Raw genomic sequence first — 22,616 nt, forward strand, 5'->3', positions numbered from 1 at the left:
GGCACCGGCCCAGGAGGCGCCGGCCCGGAACCAGTGCGGGACCGGCCCGGAACCAGGCGGGACCGGGGCGGGACCGGGGATGGGACATCCACCTCATGCGGCCGGGACAGCGGGCCGCCCACCCTGAACGTGAACGGGAGCACCGACCGCGAGGAGCGTGAGATGCCTCGACCGCAGACCACCAGGGGGACTCCCGGAGCCGGTCCTGCCGCTCTCCCCGCCTATGTGGTGTGCGTGGTGGCGATGCTCTCCGGATTCCTGTGGGTGACGCTCGTCCTCGTCCATCCCGTCCATCCGGTCCTGGACACCATCACCCTCCACTACGCGGCCATCGGCGCCCTGCTGGCCATGGGGCTCGCCCTGTCCGGCATGGCACTCGTCGCGCGCGGCTCCGGACTCGCCCTGGGCTGGCTGCTGCTGTCCACCGGCGGCGTCTTCGCGGGCGGCGCGGCCCTGTCCCTGACGGCAGGGCTCGCCGGAGTCCCCCCGGCGGTCGCGACCGTCCTGATACTCGTCGACGTGACGGGCTACGCCCTGTTCGGAACGGTCGTCTACACCCTCCCGCTGTGGCTCCCCGACGGCCGGTTCCCCCGCGGATGGGCCAGGGCCTACGCGATCGCCCTGACGGTGTGGAGCTTCGCACAGCAGCTGTACGAGTTCATCCAGCTCGACACCTGGTACATGGACAACCCCCTCGCCGGTGGCGGCTGGGCGGGGCTCGGGCAGTGGGCCGCACCCGTGATGGTCCCGGCGATCGAGTGGGTGCCGCCGTTCGCCGCCGGCGCGGCCCTGCTCATCCTGGTGGTCCGCTGGTACCGCACACCGGCGGCGGGGCGCGGCAACTACTTCCTGGCCCTGCCGTACCTGGTGTGGCTCGCCGTCATGTACTTCGGCGCCTACGCCGACACCCCGCGGACCGTCGTCTACGCGGTGCAGTACCTGGGCGCGGCCGTCTGGCCGGCCGCCCTCGCCTTCATCGACCTCCGCGAACGGGCCTGGCACCTGGACCGGGCGGCCCGCCGCATCCTGACGGCCCTCGTGCTGACCTTCGTCCTGTTCCTGGTGTATGGCGCCGGCGGACTGCTCGTCTGGAACGCCGGGCTCCGGGACCTCGACGGCTCGACCCTGCTGCCCTTCGCCGTCGCCCTGCTGATCGGGGCGCTGCTGCGCCCCACCGCCCGCTGGGCGTCCCGTGTCGTCGACCGCTACTACTACGGCGCCCGCGCCCAGCCGTACCAGGTCGTCCGCGACCTCGCCGACCGCCTGAGCAAGGCACCCGACCCGGGCGAGGCGCCACGGCTGCTGTGCGCCACGGTCGTGCACACGCTGGGCCTGAGCGCCGCCGCCCTGACCGTGGACACCCACCACGGCCCGCGTGAACTGGTCGCCCTCGGCCACCTCGGCCCGGCGGGCGAGAACTTCCCGCTCTGCTACCAGGGCGAGGAGATAGGCCGCCTGACGGTGCCCCCGCGCCCCGGCGAGCTCGCACTGGACCCGCAGGACCGGGAAGCCGTCCAGGTGCTCGCCGACCACGCCGCCCCCGCGATCGCGTCGCTGCGGCTGTACGAGGACCTCCAGAGCAGCCGCGAGCAGATCATCGTCGCCCGCGAGGAGGAGCGGCGCCGCCTGCGGCACGATCTGCACGACGGCCTCGGCCCCGCCCTGTCGGGCCTCCGCCTCCAGGTCGACGCGGTACGCTGCACCGCCCAGCCCGATGTCGCCGGCCCCCTGCTCACCGTCTCCGAGGGCATCGGCCGCGCCATCCGGGAGCTGCGCCACATCACCGACGGCCTGGCGCCCGCCGCGCTGGACGGCGCCGACCTGTCCCGGGCGCTGCGGCAGCTCGGCGAGCACCTCAGCAGCCGTACGCTGAGCATCTCCGTGACCGTACGCCCCGACCCGCTGCCCCGGCTCTCCGCCGCGCTCGAAGTGGCCGTGTACCGCATCACCGCCGAGGCGCTCAACAACGCCGTACGCCACTCCCACGCCGACCACGCCCACGCCATGGTCACCGTCGCCGACGACACCGTCACCGTCCAGGTCCACGACAACGGCGACGGCTTCTCCGACCACCAGCAGCACGCCGGGGTGGGCCTGCGTTCCATGGCGGAACGCTCCGACGAGCTCGGCGGCCGTTTCACCCTCACCAGCAGCGCCGACGGGACGGTCGTCCGTGCCGTGTTCCCCTCCCGCCCGGCCTCCGCCGTCGCGACCAGGCCGATCGCCTCTGGGACAACGACGGGACCTCAGCCCCATGCACCCGAGACCCGGGACCGCCCAGACTCATGAGGGACGGGGCAACCCCCGCTCGAGCGACACCGACCTGAAGCCCACCGAAGGAGTCCCTCATGGCCCGCACCAGCCGACCCCGGTCCTCGAAGGCCAAGGCCGCAGGCGCCGCCACCGCCGCGGCGGCAGCCCTGATCAGCATCCCCTGGGCCGTGCGACGGATGCGCAGACAGGAGGGCGTCACCAAGGCGGCCGGTTGCATACCGATCTGCAAGAAGGGCGGCTAGCGCGCGGGCCCGGGAACCCCCGGGCCCGCTCGTCACACCTCGATCTTCCTGCGGAAGCAGACCCGGTCCTGCCCGGGCCCGTCGTAGTCGCGGTGCACGGGCACCCCCTCGACCTCGTCGTCGCTCGCCACCAGACTGAAGCCCAGCGCCCGGTGGAACGCGATCGATCCGGTGTTCCCCGGAGATGTCACCGCCCGCACCTCCCGCCGCCCCGCCTCCGCGGCACGATCGAAGAACGCCGTGTACAGCCCGCGCGCCAGGCCCCGCCCCCGCAGCGCCGGATCGACCCCCACGAAGTGGATGTAGGCGTCCTCCTCGTTGTCGCCGGAATACAGGCCCACCAGGAACGCCTTGACCCCCGTACTGTCCTCGGCCACCAGGCTCGTACCCGCGAAGCACTGCAGGAACAGCCTCGGCAGCAGCAGGGACAGCTCACGGGCCTCCGCGGGCGTACGCGAATCGCCCCACCACCTGTGCACGCACTCGACGAGCGTGCGATGGTCGGACACGCGCGCCCGGCGCATCATCGGCATGTCAATCCCCTTTGGACTCGGTGTGCTCGGTGTGCCACCAGCGAGGGTTCGGGTCGGTCCTTCCCCTCCCCACCATGCCGCCCGCCGCGAGACGCAGCGCGGCGACCTCCGGTGTGTCGCGGCGAGCGGATGACCAGGCGAGCACCGCCGTGTACACGGGCGTGTCCGACACGTCGACATAACGGATCCCCGGCCGGGGAAACAGCTCGCGGCAGCCGGCCGACACGAAACGGATGCCGTGCCCCTGGATGACGGCCGACATCCCGCCCTCGAACGTGGTGGTCGCATGGCCGGTGTACGTGACCGGCGCCCCGTCCGGGCGGGGGTCCGCCGCCCAGAAGTCCCGCCACACCCGGGCCACCAGGGGCGACACCCCGATGACGGGCAGGTGGGCCAGCTCCGCGACCGACACGGAGGTCCGGCCGGCCAGGGGATGCTTCTCCCACAGGCACACCACCTGCCGTTCCGTCGCCAGCGGAAGCGTCTGGATGCCGGGCGGCATGGGGGCGTACGCCACGACGGCGTCCACCCGGCCGTCCAGCAGTGCGGCGGTCTGCTCGACGAAGTCCACCTCCCGCAGCACGACCTCCACGCCCGGGTGTCGCGCGCGCACCCGCTCGGCGAGGGCGGTGATGACCGGCAGGGCGGTGATGTAGCAGCCGAGGACCACCCGGCCCGCCGGCGCCCCGGCCTCCGCGCGCACGGCCTCGCGCAGCTGGTCGGCGGCCTCCACCATGGCCCGGACCCGGGGAAGCAACGCCTCCCCGGCGGCGGTCAGCTGTACGCGCCGGGTGGAGCGCTCCAGGAGGACGACGCCCAGGTGGTCCTCCAGCCTGCGGATCTGGCGGCTGAACGCCGGCTGGCTGATGTAGAGGCGCCTGGCCGCCCGGCCGAAGTGGAGCTCCTCGGCCAGTACGAGCAGCAGCCGCAACTGACGCACACTCGGATCGGACCCGCCCGGCTCGCCGTCCATGCCCTGGACGGTATCAATGAGGGTGCGAGGCGCATCATTTTCCGCTTCCTCAGAGGAGGCCTCCGGCCGACGATGGAAGCCGGTCATGCACGGACACCTGAGGAGCAGACATGTCGGCACGTCGCGGTTTCCAGTCGGTATTGGTCCTGCTCGCTGTGTTCGTGCTGGTCACCGGCGCGCTGGAGATCATTGTCGGGCCCTCGCTGCTGCCCGGCGACCCCGAGGTGAGCACCACCGTCGACAGCAACTACCGGTTCTTCGCCGGGATCTGGTGCAGCCTCGGCATCATCCTGGCGGTCGCCGCACGCCGCCCGGACAGCCACGCCCCCGCCCTCCGGGCGGTCTTCGGCGCCGTGTTCCTCGGGGGAGTGGCACGTGGGATCTCGTACCTCGACGTGGGCGCACCGCACGCCATGCACACGGCCTTCATCGGTGTCGAACTGCTCCTGCCGCCTCTGATGCTGTTCTGGTACACCCGGATCCACCCGACGCTGTAGATTCACCGGCGAGCGGGCGCGCCTCACGGGGGGAGGCGCCCGGGTGGAAGAGCAGTGGTGTTGGCGTGGAGGTATGGCTGTGTTGATGGTGGGCAAGATCCTTCGGTTCGACGAGGTCCGCGGTTACGGGTTCATCGTCCCCAGAGAGGGGGGCGAGGACGTTTTCATGCACGCGAACGACCTGGTGGACGACAAGTACCTGTACCAGGCGGGCCGCGAGGTCGAGTTCTACCTGGAGATGGGTGACAAGGGCCCCAAGGCGTCCGAGATCCGGCTGGTCGAGCAGCCCACTCGCCGGCTGCCGCAGCCCGAGCCGGTCCCGGTGCTGCGGGACGCCCCGGACGACGACACCGTCGACGTGCTGTCCAGCGCCGAGTTCCAGGCCGAGCTGACCGAGATCCTCATCGACGCCGACTCCACCCTGACCGCCGCCCAGCTCAAGCGTGTGCGCACCCGCGTCGCCGAACTGGCGCGCTCGCACGGCTGGGTCGAGGGCTGACCGGACCGTACGACCGATGCCCGTGGGGCGGATGCCCGTGGGGCGGACATCCGTGCGCCGGACATTCGTGCGCCGGGCGGCACCGATGTGAAGGATCTTTCCGGAGGTCCTTCATATGAAGGACCTCCCTGCGACGGACGGGAGCCCGCTCATGACCGCTGCACGCCCGTACCGGATGAACCCCGCCGGGGGCTGCCCGCACGCGGACAACGCGCGGCTCCTCGCCCAGGGCGCCGTCGCGCCCGTCGTCCTCCCCGGCGACGTCCCCGGCATGGCCGTGCTCGGCCACGAGACGCTGAAGGAGTTCCTCACCCACCCGGACGTGGCCAAGGGCGCCGAACACTTCGCCGCACTCCAGGACGGGCTGATACCCGGCGGCTGGCCCCTGCGGACCTTCGCCACCGTCCAGGGCATGATCACCGCCGACGGCGACGACCACCGGCGGTTGCGCTCGCTCGCCGGCCAGGCGTTCACCGCACGGCGGGTGGAGGAACTGCGGCCCCGGGTCGAGACGCTGACCGCCCGGCTCCTCGACGGCCTGGAACAGGCCGCCAGGGCCGGTGACGGCGTCGCCGACCTGCGCCGCCACTTCGCCCTGCCCCTCCCCATGGGCGTGATCTGCGAGCTGCTCGGCGTGGACGCCGAACACCACGACCGGCTCCACCACCTCTCCAGCCGGGTCGTCGCCACCGACATCGGACCCGAGGAGGCGGTGGCCGCCAACCGGGAGATGGTGGCCGCCCTCCGCGCCGTCGTGGCGGCCCGGCGCGCCGACCCCGGCGACGACCTGACCAGCGCCCTGATCGCCGCCCGGGAGGGGAACGGCGACCGGCTCGGCGAGCCGGAACTGATCGGCACCCTGCTCCTCATGGTCGTCGCCGGACACGAGACCACGCTGAACCTCATCACCAACGCCGTCCGCGCCCTGTGCGCCCACCGCGACCAGCTCGACCTGGTCCTCGGCGGCCGGGCCGACTGGGCCGGCGTCGTCGAGGAGACCCTGCGCTGGGACAGCCCCGTCAGCCACTTCCCCTTCCGCTACCCCGTCCGCGACCTCGTCCTCGACGGCACACTCATCCCCAAAGGCACCCCCGTCCTGGCCGGTTACTCCGCCGCGGGCCGCGACCCGGCGGCCCATGGGCCCGACGCCGACCGGTTCGACATCACCCGCACCGCCCGCGGCTCCGGCCCCCGCCACCTCTCGCTCGGCCACGGCCCGCACTACTGCCTGGGCGCCCCGCTGGCCCGGCTGGAGGCCGGTATCGCGCTGGAACGGCTCTTCACCCGCTTCCCGGACCTGGACCTCGCCGTCCCCGAAGCCAGCCTGCCCCGTCTCCCGAGCTTCGTGGGCAACAGCGTACGAACCCTGCCCGTACGGCTACGCGGGGGCGGCGCCGCCCGGTGAGCGCAGGGCGGTCACCAGGCGCAGCAGCCGCGCCTCATTGCCCGTCAGACCGGCGCGGCCCAGCGCCTCGTCCGCCTCCGCCATCGGCGACGACAGATACACCCCGGCCATCGGGGCCAGCTCCGGGTCGGAGAGCACCGCCTGGGCCGTCTCCATCAGCCGTATGTACGCCTGGGCAGCGGCGCGCTCCTGCGTGGTCAGCGTGGTGGTCATCTCTCGCTCCCTGTCGACCGGTTGGTGCCGTCCATGCTGTCCACTGTCCCGCACGGCACTGACAATCAGCCTTCGTCGCGCCCCCGCACGTACTCCGCCAACCGCTCCAGGAACACCTGCTGTCCCGATACGAGCCGGGGCGCCGCCTCCTCGGGCGTGAACCACGCCACCCGGTCGACCTCCGGGAACTCCCGCGACCGCCCCGAGCCGCGCGGCCACTCCATCGTGAACGTCCCCGGCACCACCGCCGCCGGGTCCAGGTCGGCCTCCACCGCCCACACCGTGACGATCTTGCCGCTGGCCTGGCGGGTCTCGCCGAGCGGCACGGGTTCCCCGTCCGGGGCCGGCAGGCCCAGCTCCTCCACGAACTCGCGCCGCGCGGCGGCCTCGGGCGTCTCGTCGGCCTCGTACTCGCCCTTCGGGACCGACCAGGCCCCCGCGTCGCGCGACGCCCAGGCGGGGCCGCCCATATGGGCGATGAGCACCTCCAGGGTCCCGCCCGAGGTGCGGAACAGCAGCAGACCCGCGCTTCGCTTCACCGTCATGCCGGAAAGTGTGCCCACCCGCCCCCGGGTTAGCGTCGGCAGTCGGAACGATCACCCCGAGCGAGGGAGCGAGAGGTCACATGTCCGTGTCCGAAGGGCCAGAGGGACCGGAGCCGGCCGAGCGGCGGCCCGACGCGCCCGACTACCCCGTACGGGAGGCCGCCCGCGCCCCTTCCGTTCCCGCGCTCGACGAGCGTCTCACGCACTGCCGGGCCTGCCCGCGCCTGGTCGACTGGCGGGAGCAGGTGGCGCGCGAGGGGCGCCGCGCCTACGCCGGCTGGGACTACTGGGCCAGGCCCGTGCCCGGCTTCGGGCCCGACGACGCCCGGCTCCTCGTCGTCGGCCTGGCCCCGGCCGCCCACGGCGGCAACCGCACCGGCCGCATGTTCACCGGCGACCGCTCCGGCGACGTCCTCTACGCCGCCCTGCACCGGATCGGCCTCGCCAACCAGCCGGACGCCACCCACATCGACGACGGACTGCGCCTGTACGGGGTACGGGTCACCGCCCCCGTCCACTGCGCCCCGCCCGCCAACAAACCCACACCGGAGGAACGCGACACCTGCCGCGCCTGGCTGGCCGGCGAACTGCGCCTGATGCGCCCCACCGTGCGCGCCCTCGTCGTCCTCGGCGCCTTCGGCTGGCAGGCCGTCCTGCCCGCACTGGCCGCGGCCGGCTGGTCGGTGCCCAGGCCCCGGCCCGCGTTCGCGCACGGGGCGCACGTCACCCTGGTCGCTACCGACGGGGGCCCGGACCTGGAACTGTTCGGCTGCTACCACGTCAGCCAGCGCAACACCTTCACCGGCCGCCTCACCCCCACCATGCTGACGGACGTGCTGAGCCGTGCCGCCCTGGCGGCCGGCCTGCGACCGTGATCCGGACGGGCCCGCCGTCCGGATCCACCCGGCCCGTCCAGCCGCCCGCCAGCACCACCGACCGCGACGGGGTGGCCGTGCGCCACACCCGCTGCCGGTGCAGCACCGCGCCCTCCTGACGTACCGTCACTACCGGCCGGACCAGCCGCTCAGCGGCACGCAGCAGGAAGCCGCCGCCGGCCGGCCCACCGATACGGCTGGGCGTCACCCACCGCAGCGGCGCGTCCACCACGACCTGAACCGAACGCTCCGGCCAGGACACCGCACCGGACAGGAACGACAGCACCGGCCCCGTCACCGCCCGCCCCTCCGCGACCGCCGTACCGGCCGGCTCGCCCCCGTGCAGGACGTCACCCACCGCGAACACGCCCGCCACCGACGTACGGAACGCGCCGTCCACCGCCGGGCCGCGCGTCCCCGGGTCCAGCACCACCCCGCCGAGCCGCGCCGGCTCGTGCTCCGGGACCCAGTCGCCGGTGAAGACGACGGTGTCGCACGCCACGGTCGCCTCCCGCCCGTCGTGGTGGCGCAGCCGTACGCCCGACAGCCTCCCCCGGCCCAGCAGTTCGGTCACCGTCGTCCCGCTCAGCACGGGGGCGGGCCGCCACCCATGGGATGTCCGCCCCACCTCCTCCGTGACGATGGCGGCCACCTCCACACCCGCATGGCGCAGCGCCCGCATCGCGCCGAAGGCGGCCGCGTCCGCCCCGACGACCACCGCGCGCGTACCGACGGCCTGCCCGTACCCGTACACCGCGCGCCGCAGCTCCCCGCCGGTCAGCACACCGGCCGGCCGCGTCCCCGGCACCAGCCGTGCGGCGCGCGGACGCTCCCGGGCCCCGGTCGCCAGGATCACCGCCCGCGCGGTGACGCGTGCGAGGCCGGCCGGGCTCGTCGTGTCGAGCGTGAGCGGCCCCGCCCAGCCGGTGACGGTGACACCCGTCCGGATCACCGCACCTCCCGACGGCCGTGGCGCGCCGCCCGCCTCCCGCTCCAGCACCTCCACGGTGCCCGCGCCCAGGGCGGCCAGCCGCGCGGCCGCCGCGCGCCCGGCGTGTCCCGCCCCGACGACGAGCACATCGACCGTACGGGTGGCGGTCACCGCGCCCCCTCGAACAGCGCCCGGACCGCCGCCCCGCAGTAGTAGCCCTGGCAGCGCCCGCCGCCCGCCCGGGTCCGGCGCCGCAGCCCGGCCGGCGAGGCGGGCGGGATGGTGGAGGCGAGCGCGTCGCGGATCTCGCCGCGCGTCACGCGCTCGCAGTGGCACACGATCTCCCCGTACGCGCGGTCCGCCGCGATCAGCTCCGCGTCCGTGTACGGACGGGAAAACGCCTCTCCCACGTTCGGCATCCGCACCGCCGGCAGCTCCCGCGCGGGCCCCCGCTCCAGGCCCGCGTCCGCCAGCAGCTCCACCACATGGGCGGCGATCGCCATCGACGCCGTCAGCCCCGTCGAGCGGATGCCGCCGACGGTGACGTACCGCCGCTCCGGGTGGCAGACGATCCGGTAGTCGTCCTCCGCGGTCGCCGCCCGCAGCCCCGCGTACACCGCAGTGACCTCCTCCTCCAGCAGCGCGGGCAGGATCCGCCGGCCCTTCTCCCGCAGGAACGCCAGCCCCTCGGCCGTCGATCCGGTCGCCGCCTTGTCCCCGAGGTCCTCGGCGGTGGGCCCGAGCAGCACCTTGCCGTGCACGGTGGGGGCGATCAGCACGCCCTTGCCGAGGGCCGTCGGCACCGGCAGCAGGATGTGCCGGACCAGCTCGCGCGCGAACGTGTCGAACACGATCAGCTGACCGCGCCGGGGCGTCACCGTGAAGTCGCGGTACCCGAGCCGCCGGTCGAGCTCGTCCGCGTACAGACCGGCGGCGTTGACCAGGTACCGGGTGCGCAGCACGCCCCGGCTCGTGACCAGTTCGTGGCCCGGCCGGATGTCCTGAACCCGGCAGTTCAGGTGCAGGTCCACACCCGCGCGCACGGCCTGGGTCGCGTACGCGAGCGTCGTCGTCCACGGGCAGATGACGCTCTCGCCCGGTACGTCCAGCGCGCCGAGCGCGCCCGGCCCGAGACGCGGTTCGCGCGCGTACAGCTCGTCGGGGCCGATGATCCGGGCCTCCCGGTAGCCGTTCGCCTCCGCCTTGCGGGCCAGGCCCGGCAGCGCGGCGAGCTGCTCCTCGTCCCAGGCCACGAGCAGCGCGCCCACCGGCTCCACCGGGATGCCCGCCTCCGCGGCGTACGCGGCGAGCCGCCGCTGCCCCTCCCGTACGAGCCGGGCCTCCAGCGAACCGGGGACGGCGTCGAAACCGGTGTGCAGGATCGCGGTGTTGGCCTTCGACGTGCCCTCGCCGACATCGGCGGCGGCGTCCACGAGCGCGGTACGCAGGGGGAAGCGGGCCAGCTCGCGGGCGATGGCCGAGCCGACGACTCCGGCGCCCACGACCACCACGTCGTACGGTTTCCCGGGGAAGGGGGTCACGGCGTACGGTCCAGCAGCGCGGCGACCTGCGCGCGGAACGCGCCCATCCGCTCGGCGGCCTCGGCGGCCGTGACGCGCGGCTCGTACACGGTGGACGGCCGCCACGGCGGGACCGCGTCCTTGAGCGGCAGCAGCGGGTCGAGGCCCAGGCGGGCCAGGGCGCCGGCGCCCAGCGCGGTGACGTCCGGCAGCGCCGACACCTCGACGGGCCGTTGGAGCAGGTCCGCCTGGGTCTGCATCAGCAGCGCCGACCGGGTCAGCCCGCCGTCGACGCGCAGCGAGGTGAGCGGCGCGCCCAGGTCGGCGCCGGCCGCCGACGCCAGCTCCACCACCTGGGCGGCGATGCCCTCGCACAGGGCCCGCACCAGGTGCCCGGCCGTCGTGTCCAGCCCGAGCCCGGTCACCGACCCGCGTACGTCCCCGCGCCACCACGGCGCCGCGAGCCCGGCCAGCGCCGGTACGAACGTGACGCCGCCCGCGTCCGGCACGGTGGACCCCACCCGGTCGAGGTCGGCGGCCCCGCCGATCACCCCGAGGCCGGTGAGCCAGCGCACGGCGGAGGCGGCCGTGTACACCTGCCCGTCCAGGCAGTAGCTGGTCCGCCCGCCGAGCCGCCACGCCACGCAGGCGACCAGCCCCGAGGCGCCGCGCCGGGGCCGGTCGCCGGTCTGCGCGAGGAGGAACGCCCCGGTGCCGTAGGTGCACTTGGCGGCTCCCGGCTCGGTGGCGCCCTGGGCGAGCAGCGCCGCCTGCTGGTCGACCAGGAGCCCCGTCAGTGGTACGTCGGCGCCGAAGACGCCCGTACTCCCCACGGGCCCGGCCGCGTCCACGATCCGCGGCAGCCGCTCGCCGGACAGCCCGAAGACCTCCAGCGCCTCCGGCGACCAGGCGACCGCGTCCAGATCCAGGAGCTGGGTGCGCCCGGCCGTCGCCGCGTCCGTGACGAACTCACCGGTCAACTGCCGCACCAGCCAGGCGTCGCTCGTGGTCACCACCCCGTCCCGGGTGAGATGGCGGCGTATCCAGGCCATCTTCGGCGCGGCGAAGTACGGGTCGAGCGGAAGCCCGGTCGTCTGCCGCAACCGGTCGGCGTGCGGGGCGAGTTCGGCGCAGATGTCCTCCGCCCGCTTGTCGTGCCAGACGATCGCGTCCGTCAGGGGCGCGCCGGTGGCCGGGTCCCAGGCGAGCACCGTCTCGCCCTGGTTGGCCAGGCCCACGGCGGCGACCGGCTCCCCGGCGGCGGCCAGCGCGCGGCGCCCGGCGCCGACGACCGAGTCGAGCAGCTCGCGCGGGTCGGCCTCCGCCCGGCCGTCCGGCAGGTGGCGGGGGCGCACCGGTGCCGTACCGGAACCGATCACACCGCGGTCCGGGCAGATCACCAGGGCCTTGGTGCCCGACGTGCCCTGATCGACGGCCAGTACGGGGCCCGTCATCGCCCACTCCCGTCCGCTCATGTCGCTCAGAAAGGTGAAGATCGTCGAACGGAAGCCTGGTCCAGCCCGGGGGCCGGCGTCAAGATCCGTCCGTGATCGGACGGACACGCACCGGAGGCGCTGCCACCTGATGATCCGTCAACGTGCCTATTTTTTCGGATCGTTTCGCTTCCTGCGCAAAAGTGGACCGGGATCGTCCATGGAGCCCTATAGTGATCGCCGATCAACGGCCGGTAGTCATGGAGCAGTCCGACCACTCTCCGTGGCGTCCCGGACCCCCGCCGCACGCTCAGAGGACCCATGACCACCAGCACACCGATACCGGCCTGCCCACCGACGGGGACGGGGTGATGTCCGGCCAGGACTTCCGGCCGGTGTACCACCCGGCGGGCCACGACGCCGCCCTGCGCGGAGTGCTGCAGGACCTGCGTACCGGACGATGGCTCTCGATGGCCCAGCTCCTGGCGGACACCGCCGGCGACCGGTCCCTGTGGACCCGGCGCACCCAGGTGCTGGCGGCCGTCGCCGCCGGCTCCGACGTCGTCCGCGCCTGGCGCGCCGAGCAGCCCCACAGCGCCGCCGCGACCGTCATGCACGCCAGGGTCGCCGTGGAACGCGCCCTGCGCGCCCACCGCGAAGGGCACCCGCGCACCGGCGAACTGTGGCGGCTCGCCTGGGAGGCGTGCTCGGCCGCCGCCCAGGCGGCCCCCGCCGACCCGGTGCCCTGGGTGTGCCTGCTGGCCCTCGCCGTCCTGGACGAGGAACAGCGCATGGAGCAGCACCGGGTGCGGCCGCCCGGGCCGATGCTGCCGCCCGGACCATGGGGCCTGCTCGCGGAGGCCGACAAGCGCGACCCGTACAACCGCGAGGCGTACCACCGGATGCTCCAGTTCCTGTACGCCCGCCACTCGGGCAGCGGCTCGCTGTCGGAGGCGGTCAACTTCGTCCAGTGGGCCGCCGCTTCGGCGCCTGCGGGCTCCGCGCTGCACGCCCTGCCGCTGTACGCCAGGGTCGAGCGGTACCGCCGCGAGCGCGGCCAGGAGAAGGCCCTGGACCTGCACTGGGTCACCGAGGACGCGGCCCGTGACGCCCAGCGGGCCCTGCACGCCTGGTTCGACCACACGGACCCCGCCGCCGAGTCTCTCCTCGACCTCAACCACCTGGCGCACGCCCTGTGGGGAGCCCTCCGGTTCGACGCCGCCGCCCGCGTCTTCACGGCGCTGGGCCCTTACTACACCCCGCAGCCCTGGGCGTACCGCACCCGCGACCCCGCCGACCAGGCCCTGGCCGAGGAGCTGTTCACCCGCGCCCGCGCCCGCTGCCTGTCCTCCCCCCGCTGACCCGCACCCACCCCACCCACCACCTCGGAGGTAGCGCCATGTCCCGCACCCTATGGGCCGGCCCGGAGCAGTCGTCCCGGCCCACGGACGAGGAGGAGAGGCTGAGGGAACTCGGCTACCAGCCGGTCCTGGCCCGCCGGATGGGAAGCTTCGGCAACTTCGCCATCAGCTTCTCCGTCATCTCCATCCTGTCCGGCTGCATGACCCTCTACGGCTTCGGCCTCGGCACCGGCGGCCCGGCCGTGATGATGTGGGGCTGGGCGGGCGTCGGCCTGTTCGTGCTCTGCGTCGGCCTGGCGCTCGCCGAGGTCACCAGCGCGTACCCGACCTCCGGCGCCCTGTACTACATGGCCGACCGGCTCGGCGGGCGCCGGTGGGGCTGGTACACGGGCTGGCTGAATCTGCTCGGCCTGCTCGGCGCGATCGCCGGTATCGACTACGGCGCCGCCCTGTTCACCGGCGCGTTCCTCAACCTGCGGTTCGGCTTCGAGCCCACGCCCGGCTCCACCTTCGTCATCTTCCTGTGCATCCTGCTGCTGCACGCCGTGCTCAACCTGTTCGGCGTACGCCTCGTCAGCGTCCTCAACTCCATCAGCGTGTGGTGGCACCTGACCGGTGTCGCCGTGATCGTCGGGGCGCTCGCGATCGTCCCCGACCACCACCAGTCGGCCGAGTTCGTCTTCACCGAGTTCGTCAACGACACCGGCTGGGCCAACCCGTTCTACGTCGCGGCGGTCGGCCTGCTGCTCGCGCAGTACACCTTCTCCGGGTACGACGCCTCCGCCCACCTCTCCGAGGAGACGTCCAACGCGTCCGTCTCGGCCGCCAAGGGCATCGTCCGGGCCATCTGGGTCTCCTGGATCGCCGGTTTCGCGCTGCTGGCCGGGCTGACCTTCGCCATCCAGGACTATGCCGGCACGCAGAACAGCGCCACCGGCGTGCCGCCCGCGCAGATCCTGCTCGACGCGCTCGGCTCCGGCGGCGCCACCGCCCTGCTCCTGGTCGTGATCGTGGCGCAGTTGTTCTGCGGCAACGCCGAGGTGGCCGCCGCCAGCCGCATGGTGTTCGCCTTCAGCCGGGACAACGCCCTGCCCGGCTCGGCGCTCTGGCGGAAGGTCAGCAGCCGCACCCAGACCCCCGTCAACGCCGTCTGGCTGTCGGTCGCCGTCGCCGGCGTGCTCGCCGTCCCGTCGCTGTACTCGGCCACCGCCTACGGCGCGGTCACCGCCATCAACGTCATCGGCATCACCCCCGCGTACGCCATCCCGATCTACCTGCGGCTGCGCGCGGGCGACCGGTTCCGGCCGGGCCCCTGGTCCCTGGGCCGCTGGAGCAAGCCGATCGGCTGGACGGCGGTCGTCTGGGTGGCGGTGGTCACGGTGCTGTTCTGCCTGCCGCAGAAGTCGCCGGTGACCATCGACTCCATGAACTACGCCGAGATCGCGCTCGCGGTGGTCCTGGTCCTCGCCAGCGTGTGGTGGTACGTCGCCCGCGGCTCCTACGGCACGCCGGCCCCGTACGGGAACGCCCGGGAGCGGGCGGAGATATCCGAGGGCATCGTCTGACGACGTGATCAGCTCGTGAACTCGTACGTCCACGAGGCCGATTCGGGCGCGAACCGGATGTCCGTGACCTCCAGCACATGGCCGTGCTGGTCGCTCACGACCCGGTGCACGGTGAGGCACGTGGTGGCGACCGGACCGTGGCCGACGCCGATCGACTCCCGGCGCGTCAGCCGCAGCCCGGCGCGGTGCATCCAGTGGTACAGCAGCCGCAGGTCGGGCCGCGCGGGCCAGGCCTCCGGCCGCCGGTACCGGGCGAGTTCGGGCACCTCGGCCAGCGCGTACCGGGAGAACCGGGACAGCGCCTCCTGTACGGGCGTGCCGGCGGCGCCCGGAACCTCGTGGTGGTGGACGAGCGACGGCTCGCCGGGCAGCAGGCCCAGCCGCTCGGCGAGCCCGGTCGGCGTCGGCTCCCAGGCGAGCCGGGTCACGGCGGACGCCTCGGGGGTGCCGGTGCCGGTGCCGCACGGGAACCGCAGCAGGCTCGGCGCGAGGACGGGGCCCGCAGCCTCGGGCGCGGCGGCCGCGGCGAACGTGCCGCGCCGCTCGGTCACCACGAGCCGCTCGTCGCGCAGCAGTTGCAGCGCGTTGCGTACGGTGTGCCGGTTGACCCGGAAGCGGTGCACGAGGGAGCGCTCGGACGGCAGCCTGGTTCCGGGGGCGATGCGCCGCTGGGTGAGGTCGTCGCGCAGCGCGGCGGCGACCCGGAGGTAGAGCGGAAGTGCCGCGGGGGTCTGGGGCTCAGCCATGTTCAACCCTCAATTTCCTTCGCTCACAGTAGTCGAGCGTGCCGTGTGGGTGATCAATCCCTATCATTGGTCTAAACCTTTTAGGAAGGGGCTGTCCGTCATTCCGCCGCACTCTGGCTGAAACGGATTCACCGGCGCGGCGCCCGGGTACCCGGCCCGCACCCCCGCAGGAGCCGGTGAAGGGACACGCACGATGAGGGCCGTGACATGGCAGGGAAAGCGCGACGTACGGGTGGAGACGGTGCCGGACCCGAAGATCGAACAGGCCACGGACGCGGTCATCAAGGTCACCTCCACCGGCCTGTGCGGCTCGGACCTGCACCTCTACGAGGTCCTCACCCCGTTCATGACGCCCGGCGACATCCTGGGCCATGAGCCGATGGGCATCGTGGAGGAGGCCGGCTCCGAGGTCCCGGGGCTCAAGCCGGGCGACCGCGTCGTCGTGCCGTTCCAGATCGCCTGCGGGCACTGCTGGATGTGCGCCTCCGGGCTGCCCACCCAGTGCGAGACCACGCAAGTGCGGGAGGAGGGCATGGGCGCCGCGCTCTTCGGCTACTCCAAGCTGTACGGCTCCGTGCCCGGCGGCCAGGCCGAGTACCTCCGCGTCCCGCAGGCCCAGTTCGGTCCCATCAAGGTGCCCGAAGGCCCGCCGGACGACCGCTTCCTGTACCTCTCCGACGTCCTGCCCACCGCCTGGCAGGCCGTCCGGTACGCCGACGTCCCCCCGGGCGGCTCGGTCGCCGTCCTCGGGCTCGGCCCGATCGGTGACATGTGCTGCCGCATCGCCCTCCACCAGGGCGCCGCCCAGGTCGTCGGCGTCGACCTCGTACCCGAACGCCTGCAGCGCGCCCGGGAGCGCGGCGTCGAGGTGTTCGACCTGAACGGCTTCGACAGCCACGACGGCCTCGTCGACGCCGTCAAGGACCGGACCTCGGGGCGCGGCCCGGACGCCGTCATCGACGCGGTGGGCACCGAGGCCCACGGCAGCCCCCTCGCCCGCACCCAGCAGCAGGCCGCCGGGCTGCTGCCCAAGGCGTGGGCGGCCCGCCTGCACCAGAAGGCCGGCACCGACCGGCTGGCCGCCCTGTACCTGGCGATCGACCTGGTGCGGCGCGGCGGCACCGTCTCGCTGAGCGGCGTCTACGGCGGCGCGGCCGACCCGCTGCCGATGATGACGCTGTTCGACAGGCAGATCCAGCTGCGCATGGGTCAGGCCAACGTCCGCCGCTGGGTCGACGACATCCTCCCGCTCCTCACCGACGAGGACCCGCTCGGCGTGGACGGCTTCGCCACCCACCACGTCCCGCTCGCCGACGCCCCGCACGCGTACAAGATGTTCCAGCAGAAGCAGGACGGCGCGGTCAAGGTCGTCATGCGGCCCTGAGCCGGGTCAGCCGGTGTCCGCCTCCCGTCGCAGCGGCGGCTCCGCCGGGGCCTCGCGCACCGGACCGAACAGCACCGCCCCGAGCACCCGAGGGGCGAACAGGGCGGTCAGCGGCTCGGCCAGCGACAGCGCCGACCGGAAGGCGGCGCCCACGACCGGGTCGCCCGGGGCGCGGTCCTGGACCCGCTGCAGGTACCAGGCGGCCGGCCGGTCGGCCACCCGGGTCCGTACGGCGTCGCCCTGTGCGCCCGGCATGTTCTTGTCCGCGCCGGCGGAGATGTTCCACGCCTGCTCGGCGGCGTGGAACAGGGCCCGCTGGACGCGGCGTGTCGTCGGCGTGCGCCGCGGGTGGGCCAGCGCGTCGCGCAACGCCACCGCGCTGATCGCCGCGACCGACATGCCCTGCCCGTAGATGGGGTTGAAGGTGCACAGGGCGTCGCCCGTGGCCAGGAACCCGGCGGGGCGGCGCCCAGGACGGTCGTACCGGCGCCGGACGTTGGCCGTCTGGCGGAAGCCGTGCACCGCCGACGCGGGCTCGGCCTTGGCGAGCCAGTCCCGCAGGACCGGGTGCGGCAGCCGTTCCGTGAACTTCTCGAACGCGTCCCCGTCCGTCGGTGGTTCCTCGCCGCGCAGTCCGGAGAGGGTGACCAGATACCGCCCGCCTTCGATGGGCAGCGCCACGCCGGCGTACGTCTGAGCGGGGTTGGGGACGATGTACTGGCCGATGAAGTCCGCGCCGTCCTGTGCCGGGCCCGGCCGGTAGATCCGGGTCGCGTACGCCAGGCCCGTGTCGAGGACCTCCTCCCGCGGTGGCTCCGCCCCGATCGCCGCCAGCCAGTCCGGGGCGCGGGAACCACGTCCCGACGCGTCCACGACGAGATCCGCCTCCAGGGTGCGGGGCTCCTTGTTCCGCCCCGCGCCGCGCTCGCGCAACACCACCCCGCGTACGCGGGCGGCGTCGCCGGCCAGGCCCACGGCCTCCGTACCCTCCACTGTCCCGATCCTGGGATCGGCCAGGACACGGCGGCGCAGCACCTGCTCGACCAGGGGCCGGGAACCGGTGTAGAGGTACGCGGTGGCCGGAGTGCGGCGGTACCAGCAGCCGCCCTGCCACTGCACCATGTCCTCGGGCATGCCGACCCTCGGCGACCCCTGCTCCCGCAGCTCGTCGACGACCCCCGGAAGCAGCTGCTCCAGCGCGAGCCGGCCCCCGTCGATCAGGACGTGCAGATGCCGCCCCTGCGGCACGCCCGCGCGGGGCTCGGGCTCGTCGGGGAAGCGGTCGCGTTCGACGATCGTGACCCGGTCCGCGTGCTCGGCGAGCACCCGGGCCGCCAGCAGTCCCGCGATGCTGCCGCCGATGACCACGGCGTGCCGTGTCCCGCGACTCGTTCCCAACTGGTCGGCCATGCGGGCCCCTTCGCCTCGTCGGTCTACGACTGACCAGTATCCACGGCGGATTGGGGGAAGTCGCGTGCGCCGAGCCGGAGGTGCTCGATGTGGTAGACGGCCTCGTCGAGGAGCTGGGCGACATGGTTGTCGTAGAGGCTGTACTCGATGCGCCGGCCCTGCCGCACGCCGGTGACCAGGCTCAGGGCGCGCAGCAGCCGCAGCTGGTGCGAGACCGCCGACTGCTCCATGGCGACCGACTCGGCCAGCTCGGTCACCCCGCACGGCCCCTGGCGCAGCCGGGTCAGGATCATCAGCCGGGACGGCGTGGCGAGGGCCTGGAGCGTGGCGGCGATGGTGGCTGCGGACTCCGCGTCCAGGAGGGCCGCCGGGGTCGTCTCACCGTTCACTCCATGTCCCATGCAGGTCATCGTAACCGCGTGTACAGCCGTACAGATGAAGACCTCTTCATGCGTTCCGCTATTGTGGTGCCCGTCCCTGCCGCCCCGAGAAGAGGTGCACGCCCATGGCTTCCCCGGTGCTCGACACCAGGCCCGCGGCCCCGCCCGCCCAGGCCGTCCCGCCGGCCCGCCGGACCAGGCTGTTCGCCCTGCCCGAGGTCCGCTGGGCCGCGCTGTCCGCCGTGGCCTTCCTCGCCGCGCTCCCGCTCGACCTGGCCGGAGCCCCCGCGTGGGCCTGGGGCCCGCTCTACGCCGTCTGCTACGCCGCCGGCGGCTGGGAGCCCGGCTGGGCCGGACTCCAGGCGCTGCGCGAGAAGTCCCTCGACGTCGACCTGCTGATGGTCGTCGCCGCGCTCGGCGCCGCCGCGATCGGGCAGTACCTGGATGGCGGGCTGCTCATCGTCATCTTCGCCACCTCGGGCGCCCTGGAGGCCCTCGCGACCAGGCGCACCGCCGACTCCGTACGCGGCCTGCTGGACCTCGCGCCCGCGCGCGCCGTCCGGCTGCACGGCTCCGACGAGCAGCCGGTGGACGTGGCGGACCTGCGGGTCGGCGACACCGTCCTCGTACGGCCGGGGGAGCGGCTGCCGGCCGACGGCACCGTCCTCGACGGCGCGAGCGACGTCGACCAGGCCACCATCACCGGCGAGCCCCTGCCCGTCCCCAAGGCACCCGGCGACGACGTCTTCGCGGGCACCCTCAACGGCACCGGGGCGCTGCGCGTACGGGTCGGCAAGGACGCCTCGGAGTCCGTCATCGCCCGGATCGTCGCCATGGTGGAGGAGGCCAGCGCCACCAAGGCGCCCACCCAGCTCTTCATCGAGAAGATCGAACAGCGCTACTCCGTGGGTGTCGTCGTCGCGACCCTCGCGCTGTTCGCGCTGCCCCTCGCCTTCGGCGCGGACTTCACCGAGACGCTGCTGCGCGCCATGACGTTCATGATCGTGGCGTCACCGTGCGCGGTGGTCCTCGCCACCATGCCGCCGCTGCTCTCCGCGATCGCCAACGCCGGCCGGCACGGTGTCCTGGTCAAGTCGGCCGTGGTGATGGAGCGGCTGGGCCAGGTGGACCGGGTCGCGCTCGACAAGACCGGCACCCTGACCGAGGGCGCGCCACGCGTCGTGGAGGTACGGCTGACCGGCGCCCTGGCGGAGCCCGAGGTCCTCGGCCTGGCCGCCGCGGCCGAGCTGCCGAGCGAACACCCCCTCGGCCGCGCGGTGGTGGCCGCCGCCCGGGAGCGGGGCCTGCCGGTGCCTGCCGCCCGGGGCTTCGCCTCGGTCCCGGGCGTCGGCGTCCGCGCCCTCGTCGACGGCCGGGAGGTGACGGTGGGCCGCCCGGCTTTCCCCGCCGACGGCGCCGCCGCCGCCCAGCGGACCGCGGGCCCAAAGGGCGCCGCCGCGCGGCAGGTGGCCGACGCCGATGAGACCGCCACCGCGGCGGTTGCCGGGACGGCCGTCGCCGGCCGGGGCGCGGCCGATCGGGAGGGCATGCCCGCCCCGGCGGAGCCCGGCCTGGAGCCCGGCCCGGAGCCCGGCCAAGGGCCGGCCCTCGCCGTGCGGGAGCTGGAGGCCGACGGCCGGACCGCCGTCGTGGTGACCGTCGACGGCGCGCCCGTCGCCGTGCTCGGCATCGCCGACCGGCTCCGGGACGGCGCCCCGGCCGCCGTCGCCGCCCTCGCCCGGCTCACCGGCACCGCGCCGACCCTGCTGACCGGCGACAACGAACGCGCGGCGCACCGCCTCGCCGCCGACGCCGGGATCACCGACGTACGGGCCGGGCTGCTGCCCGAGGACAAGGTCGCCGCCGTACGGGACTGGGAACGCGCCGGCCTGCGCACCCTGGTCGTGGGCGACGGCGTCAACGACGCGCCCGCGCTCGCCGCCGCGCACAGCGGCATCGCGATGGGCCGCGCCGGCTCCGACCTCGCCCTGGAGACCGCCGACGCCGTCGTCGTACGCGACGAACTGGCCACCGTCCCGGCCGTCGTGGCCCTCTCCCGGCGCGCCCGCGGGCTCGTCGTGCAGAACCTGGTGATCGCCGGGGTCTGCATCGGCGCCCTGGTGATCTGGGACCTGGCCGGGCACCTGCCGCTGCCGCTCGGCGTGGCGGGCCACGAGGGCTCCACGGTCCTGGTCGGCCTCAACGGGCTGCGCCTGCTGCGCGAGTCGGCCTGGCGCAGGGCGACGTGCTGAGCCGTCGGGCTGCCGGGCGAGCCATGGCGAACCAGGACGCATACCGCCGCGAGCTGGGGTATCTGACGCGGTACGCCAACGACGACTGGCTCGGGTTCTCGGTCATCAACGGGTCCGTGGGCAGCCTCCTCGGACGCGGCGCCTCGTTCCGGGACCAGCTGACGTTGCTCCTGGCGATCGTCGGCGACCTGTATGACGCGGGAGCGCGAGCGGGCGAGCCGACGGAGTCGGCCGGGGATCCTTTCGTGCCGTGGCGAATGGACAGAGCCGAGATGCCGGCGCGGATCGCGGCAGAGGTCCAGCCGCATTCCCGGTTGCCCGACTCCGGGGACGTCTGCTGGTTCACAGTGCCGTGACCGGGGCATGGCCGTGCCCGGTTCGGGCACGGCCCGTCAGGCGTACACCGCCTCGTGGTCGCAGACGTCCTCCGTGCCGTGGACGTCCCAGGCCGGGAACGGGTCGTCCCACGGGCCGTTCTCGCCCTCCGCCACCAGGCAGGCGTCCAGCGCCCGGTGGAGGGCGTCGGCGCGCAGGCCGGTTCCGATGAAGACCAGCTCCTGGCCCTGGCCGCCGTCCTCACGGGTGCCGGACGGCTCGAAGCGGGCCACCGCGCCGGCCTGGGACCACAGGCCGGTCACCCGGTCGCGGCCGGCCAGCCAGAAGAAGCCCTTGGAGCGCAGTACCCGGCCGAACTCCCCGCTGTCCAGGCCCTCGGTGACGAACCGCCACAGCCGCTCGGGGTGGAAGGCCCGGTCGGGAGCCCGGAAGACGGTGGAGGAGATGCCGTACTCCTCCGTCTCCGGGACGTGGTCGCCGTTGAGCTCCATGACCCAGCCGGGCGCCTGCTGGGCGCGCTCCAGGTCGAACAGGCCGGTGCCGAGGATGTCCCTCGGGTCCACCCGGCCGCGTACGGCGGTCACGATCCGCGCGGCCGGGTTGAGGCGGGTGACGGCGGCCGTCAGCCGGGCCGCGTCCGCCTCGCCGACCAGGTCCAGCTTGTTGACGACGATGACGTCCGCGAACTCGATCTGGTCCATCAGCAGGTCGCTGACGGTCCGCTCGTCGTCCTCGTACTGGTCGAGCCCGCGCTCGGCGAGCCCGTCGCCGCCCTCCAGCTCGGGCAGGAAGTTCGCCGCGTCGACGACCGTGACCATGGTGTCGAGCCTCGCCAGGTCGCCGAGCGTCGCGCCGTCGTCGCGCGGGAAGGCGAAGGTCGCGGCGACCGGCATCGGCTCGCTGATGCCGCTGGACTCGATGAGGAGGTAGTCGAAGCGGCCCTCGCGGGCCAGCCGGTCCACCTCCTCCAGGAGGTCGTCGCGCAGGGTGCAGCAGATGCACCCGTTGGTCATCTCGACCAGCCGCTCCTCGGTGCGGGAGAGCGCCGCCTCGCCGCCGCGCACCAGGGCGGCGTCGATGTTGACCTCGCTCATGTCGTTGACGATCACGGCGACCCGCAGGCCGTCCCGGTTGCTCAGGACGTGGTTGAGCAGGGTCGTCTTGCCGGCACCGAGGAAGCCGGAGAGCACCGTGACCGGAAGGCGGGCATCGGAGCCGGTCGCCGTGGCCGTCGTCATCGCG

The 22,616-nt window shown here is 73.9% G+C and carries 22 protein-coding genes; 11 read left to right on the forward strand and 11 right to left on the reverse strand.

Annotated features, from left to right (window positions below; translation table 11 throughout):
* The first annotated feature begins 162 nt into the window (after nucleotides 1-162).
* Nucleotides 163-2,289, forward strand: coding sequence for an ATP-binding protein (locus AMK26_RS19560; protein WP_143608562.1), 2,127 nt, complete (start codon nucleotides 163-165; stop codon nucleotides 2,287-2,289).
* Nucleotides 2,290-2,348: 59 nt separating this feature from the next.
* Complete coding sequence (locus AMK26_RS37030; protein WP_158071134.1) at nucleotides 2,349-2,516, forward strand: hypothetical protein; 168 nt, start codon at nucleotides 2,349-2,351, stop codon at nucleotides 2,514-2,516.
* Nucleotides 2,517-2,548: 32 nt separating this feature from the next.
* On the opposite strand, the gene AMK26_RS19565 is transcribed toward AMK26_RS37030, so the two are convergent.
* Nucleotides 2,549-3,049 carry a GNAT family N-acetyltransferase gene (locus tag AMK26_RS19565; protein ID WP_073755967.1) on the reverse strand — a complete coding sequence of 167 codons (501 nt, stop codon included), beginning with the start codon at nucleotides 3,047-3,049 and terminating at the stop codon, nucleotides 2,549-2,551.
* Nucleotide 3,050: 1 nt separating this feature from the next.
* Nucleotides 3,051-4,022 (reverse strand): LysR family transcriptional regulator, encoded by a 972-nt coding sequence (locus AMK26_RS19570; RefSeq protein ID WP_073755968.1) that lies wholly within the window; start codon nucleotides 4,020-4,022, stop codon nucleotides 3,051-3,053.
* Nucleotides 4,023-4,132: 110 nt separating this feature from the next.
* Here AMK26_RS19570 and AMK26_RS19575 point away from each other — a divergent pair, with 110 nt between their 5' ends.
* The 3 genes from AMK26_RS19575 (at nucleotide 4,133) to AMK26_RS19585 (ending at nucleotide 6,423) form a co-directional block, all read left to right on the forward strand.
* Nucleotides 4,133-4,519 (forward strand): DUF4345 domain-containing protein, encoded by a 387-nt coding sequence (locus AMK26_RS19575; RefSeq protein ID WP_073755969.1) that lies wholly within the window; start codon nucleotides 4,133-4,135, stop codon nucleotides 4,517-4,519.
* Nucleotides 4,520-4,598: 79 nt separating this feature from the next.
* Nucleotides 4,599-5,018 carry a cold-shock protein gene (locus AMK26_RS19580; protein ID WP_073755970.1) on the forward strand — a complete coding sequence of 140 codons (420 nt, stop codon included), beginning with the start codon at nucleotides 4,599-4,601 and terminating at the stop codon, nucleotides 5,016-5,018.
* Nucleotides 5,019-5,169: 151 nt separating this feature from the next.
* On the forward strand, nucleotides 5,170-6,423 hold the full coding sequence (locus AMK26_RS19585) for a cytochrome P450 family protein (RefSeq protein ID WP_073756295.1): 1,254 nt from the start codon (nucleotides 5,170-5,172) through the stop codon (nucleotides 6,421-6,423).
* Here the strand turns inward: AMK26_RS19585 and AMK26_RS19590 are convergent.
* On the reverse strand, nucleotides 6,397-6,636 hold the full coding sequence (locus AMK26_RS19590) for a hypothetical protein (RefSeq protein WP_073755971.1): 240 nt from the start codon (nucleotides 6,634-6,636) through the stop codon (nucleotides 6,397-6,399). The two genes, AMK26_RS19585 and AMK26_RS19590, sit on opposite strands and share 27 nt — an antisense overlap.
* 65 nt (nucleotides 6,637-6,701) lie before the next feature.
* The gene (locus tag AMK26_RS19595; protein WP_073755972.1) at nucleotides 6,702-7,181 is read right to left on the reverse strand and encodes an NUDIX domain-containing protein; all 480 of its coding nucleotides are present in this window, start codon (nucleotides 7,179-7,181) and stop codon (nucleotides 6,702-6,704) included.
* Between the two features lie 80 nt (nucleotides 7,182-7,261).
* On the opposite strand from AMK26_RS19595, the gene AMK26_RS19600 reads away from it, so the two are divergent.
* Nucleotides 7,262-8,056: a uracil-DNA glycosylase gene (locus tag AMK26_RS19600; RefSeq protein ID WP_073755973.1), complete on the forward strand. Its 795-nt coding sequence runs from the start codon at nucleotides 7,262-7,264 to the stop codon at nucleotides 8,054-8,056.
* Here AMK26_RS19600 and AMK26_RS19605 read toward each other — a convergent pair.
* The 3 genes from AMK26_RS19605 to AMK26_RS19615 are packed head-to-tail and all read right to left on the reverse strand — an operon-like array spanning nucleotide 7,992 to nucleotide 11,961.
* Nucleotides 7,992-9,158: an FAD-dependent oxidoreductase gene (locus AMK26_RS19605; protein ID WP_073755974.1), complete on the reverse strand. Its 1,167-nt coding sequence runs from the start codon at nucleotides 9,156-9,158 to the stop codon at nucleotides 7,992-7,994. The two genes, AMK26_RS19600 and AMK26_RS19605, sit on opposite strands and share 65 nt — an antisense overlap.
* Nucleotides 9,155-10,528 (reverse strand): FAD-dependent oxidoreductase, encoded by a 1,374-nt coding sequence (locus AMK26_RS19610; protein WP_073755975.1) that lies wholly within the window; start codon nucleotides 10,526-10,528, stop codon nucleotides 9,155-9,157. The genes AMK26_RS19605 and AMK26_RS19610 overlap by 4 nt, the downstream gene beginning before the upstream one ends.
* Entirely contained in the window at nucleotides 10,525-11,961 is a 1,437-nt protein-coding gene (locus AMK26_RS19615; RefSeq protein WP_073755976.1) for an FGGY family carbohydrate kinase, read from the reverse strand. The genes AMK26_RS19610 and AMK26_RS19615 overlap by 4 nt, the downstream gene beginning before the upstream one ends.
* A 350-nt stretch (nucleotides 11,962-12,311) precedes the next feature.
* Here AMK26_RS19615 and AMK26_RS19620 point away from each other — a divergent pair, with 350 nt between their 5' ends.
* Together AMK26_RS19620 and AMK26_RS19625 are read left to right on the forward strand one after the other, a co-directional pair.
* Nucleotides 12,312-13,301, forward strand: a complete 990-nt coding sequence (locus AMK26_RS19620) for a hypothetical protein (RefSeq protein WP_107421008.1) — start codon at nucleotides 12,312-12,314, stop codon at nucleotides 13,299-13,301.
* Between the two features lie 38 nt (nucleotides 13,302-13,339).
* Nucleotides 13,340-14,866 carry an amino acid permease gene (locus AMK26_RS19625; protein WP_073755978.1) on the forward strand — a complete coding sequence of 509 codons (1,527 nt, stop codon included), beginning with the start codon at nucleotides 13,340-13,342 and terminating at the stop codon, nucleotides 14,864-14,866.
* An 8-nt stretch (nucleotides 14,867-14,874) separates the two neighbouring features.
* On the opposite strand, the gene AMK26_RS19630 is transcribed toward AMK26_RS19625, so the two are convergent.
* The gene (locus tag AMK26_RS19630; RefSeq protein WP_073755979.1) at nucleotides 14,875-15,612 is read right to left on the reverse strand and encodes a GntR family transcriptional regulator; all 738 of its coding nucleotides are present in this window, start codon (nucleotides 15,610-15,612) and stop codon (nucleotides 14,875-14,877) included.
* A gap of 193 nt (nucleotides 15,613-15,805) precedes the next feature.
* On the opposite strand from AMK26_RS19630, the gene AMK26_RS19635 reads away from it, so the two are divergent.
* Nucleotides 15,806-16,996: a zinc-dependent alcohol dehydrogenase gene (locus AMK26_RS19635; protein WP_073755980.1), complete on the forward strand. Its 1,191-nt coding sequence runs from the start codon at nucleotides 15,806-15,808 to the stop codon at nucleotides 16,994-16,996.
* A 6-nt stretch (nucleotides 16,997-17,002) separates the two neighbouring features.
* On the opposite strand, the gene AMK26_RS19640 is transcribed toward AMK26_RS19635, so the two are convergent.
* Both AMK26_RS19640 and AMK26_RS19645 read right to left on the reverse strand, forming a co-directional pair.
* Nucleotides 17,003-18,406: an NAD(P)/FAD-dependent oxidoreductase gene (locus AMK26_RS19640; RefSeq protein WP_073755981.1), complete on the reverse strand. Its 1,404-nt coding sequence runs from the start codon at nucleotides 18,404-18,406 to the stop codon at nucleotides 17,003-17,005.
* Between the two features lie 23 nt (nucleotides 18,407-18,429).
* Nucleotides 18,430-18,807, reverse strand: coding sequence for an ArsR/SmtB family transcription factor (locus tag AMK26_RS19645; RefSeq protein ID WP_073755982.1), 378 nt, complete (start codon nucleotides 18,805-18,807; stop codon nucleotides 18,430-18,432).
* A 104-nt stretch (nucleotides 18,808-18,911) separates the two neighbouring features.
* Between AMK26_RS19645 and AMK26_RS19650 the strand changes: the two genes are divergently transcribed.
* Both AMK26_RS19650 and AMK26_RS19655 read left to right on the forward strand, forming a co-directional pair.
* Nucleotides 18,912-21,038, forward strand: a complete 2,127-nt coding sequence (locus AMK26_RS19650) for a heavy metal translocating P-type ATPase (RefSeq protein ID WP_073755983.1) — start codon at nucleotides 18,912-18,914, stop codon at nucleotides 21,036-21,038.
* 23 nt (nucleotides 21,039-21,061) lie between these two features.
* Nucleotides 21,062-21,394, forward strand: a complete 333-nt coding sequence (locus AMK26_RS19655; protein ID WP_073755984.1) for a hypothetical protein — start codon at nucleotides 21,062-21,064, stop codon at nucleotides 21,392-21,394.
* A 36-nt stretch (nucleotides 21,395-21,430) separates the two neighbouring features.
* Here AMK26_RS19655 and AMK26_RS19660 read toward each other — a convergent pair whose 3' ends face one another.
* A complete protein-coding gene (locus AMK26_RS19660) occupies nucleotides 21,431-22,612 on the reverse strand; it encodes a GTP-binding protein (protein WP_073755985.1) in 1,182 nt (393 codons plus the stop codon).
* Nucleotides 22,613-22,616 lie beyond the last annotated feature (4 nt).

This window comes from Streptomyces sp. CB03234 (genome assembly GCF_001905885.1).
Taxonomy (GTDB): Bacteria; Actinomycetota; Actinomycetes; order Streptomycetales; family Streptomycetaceae; genus Streptomyces.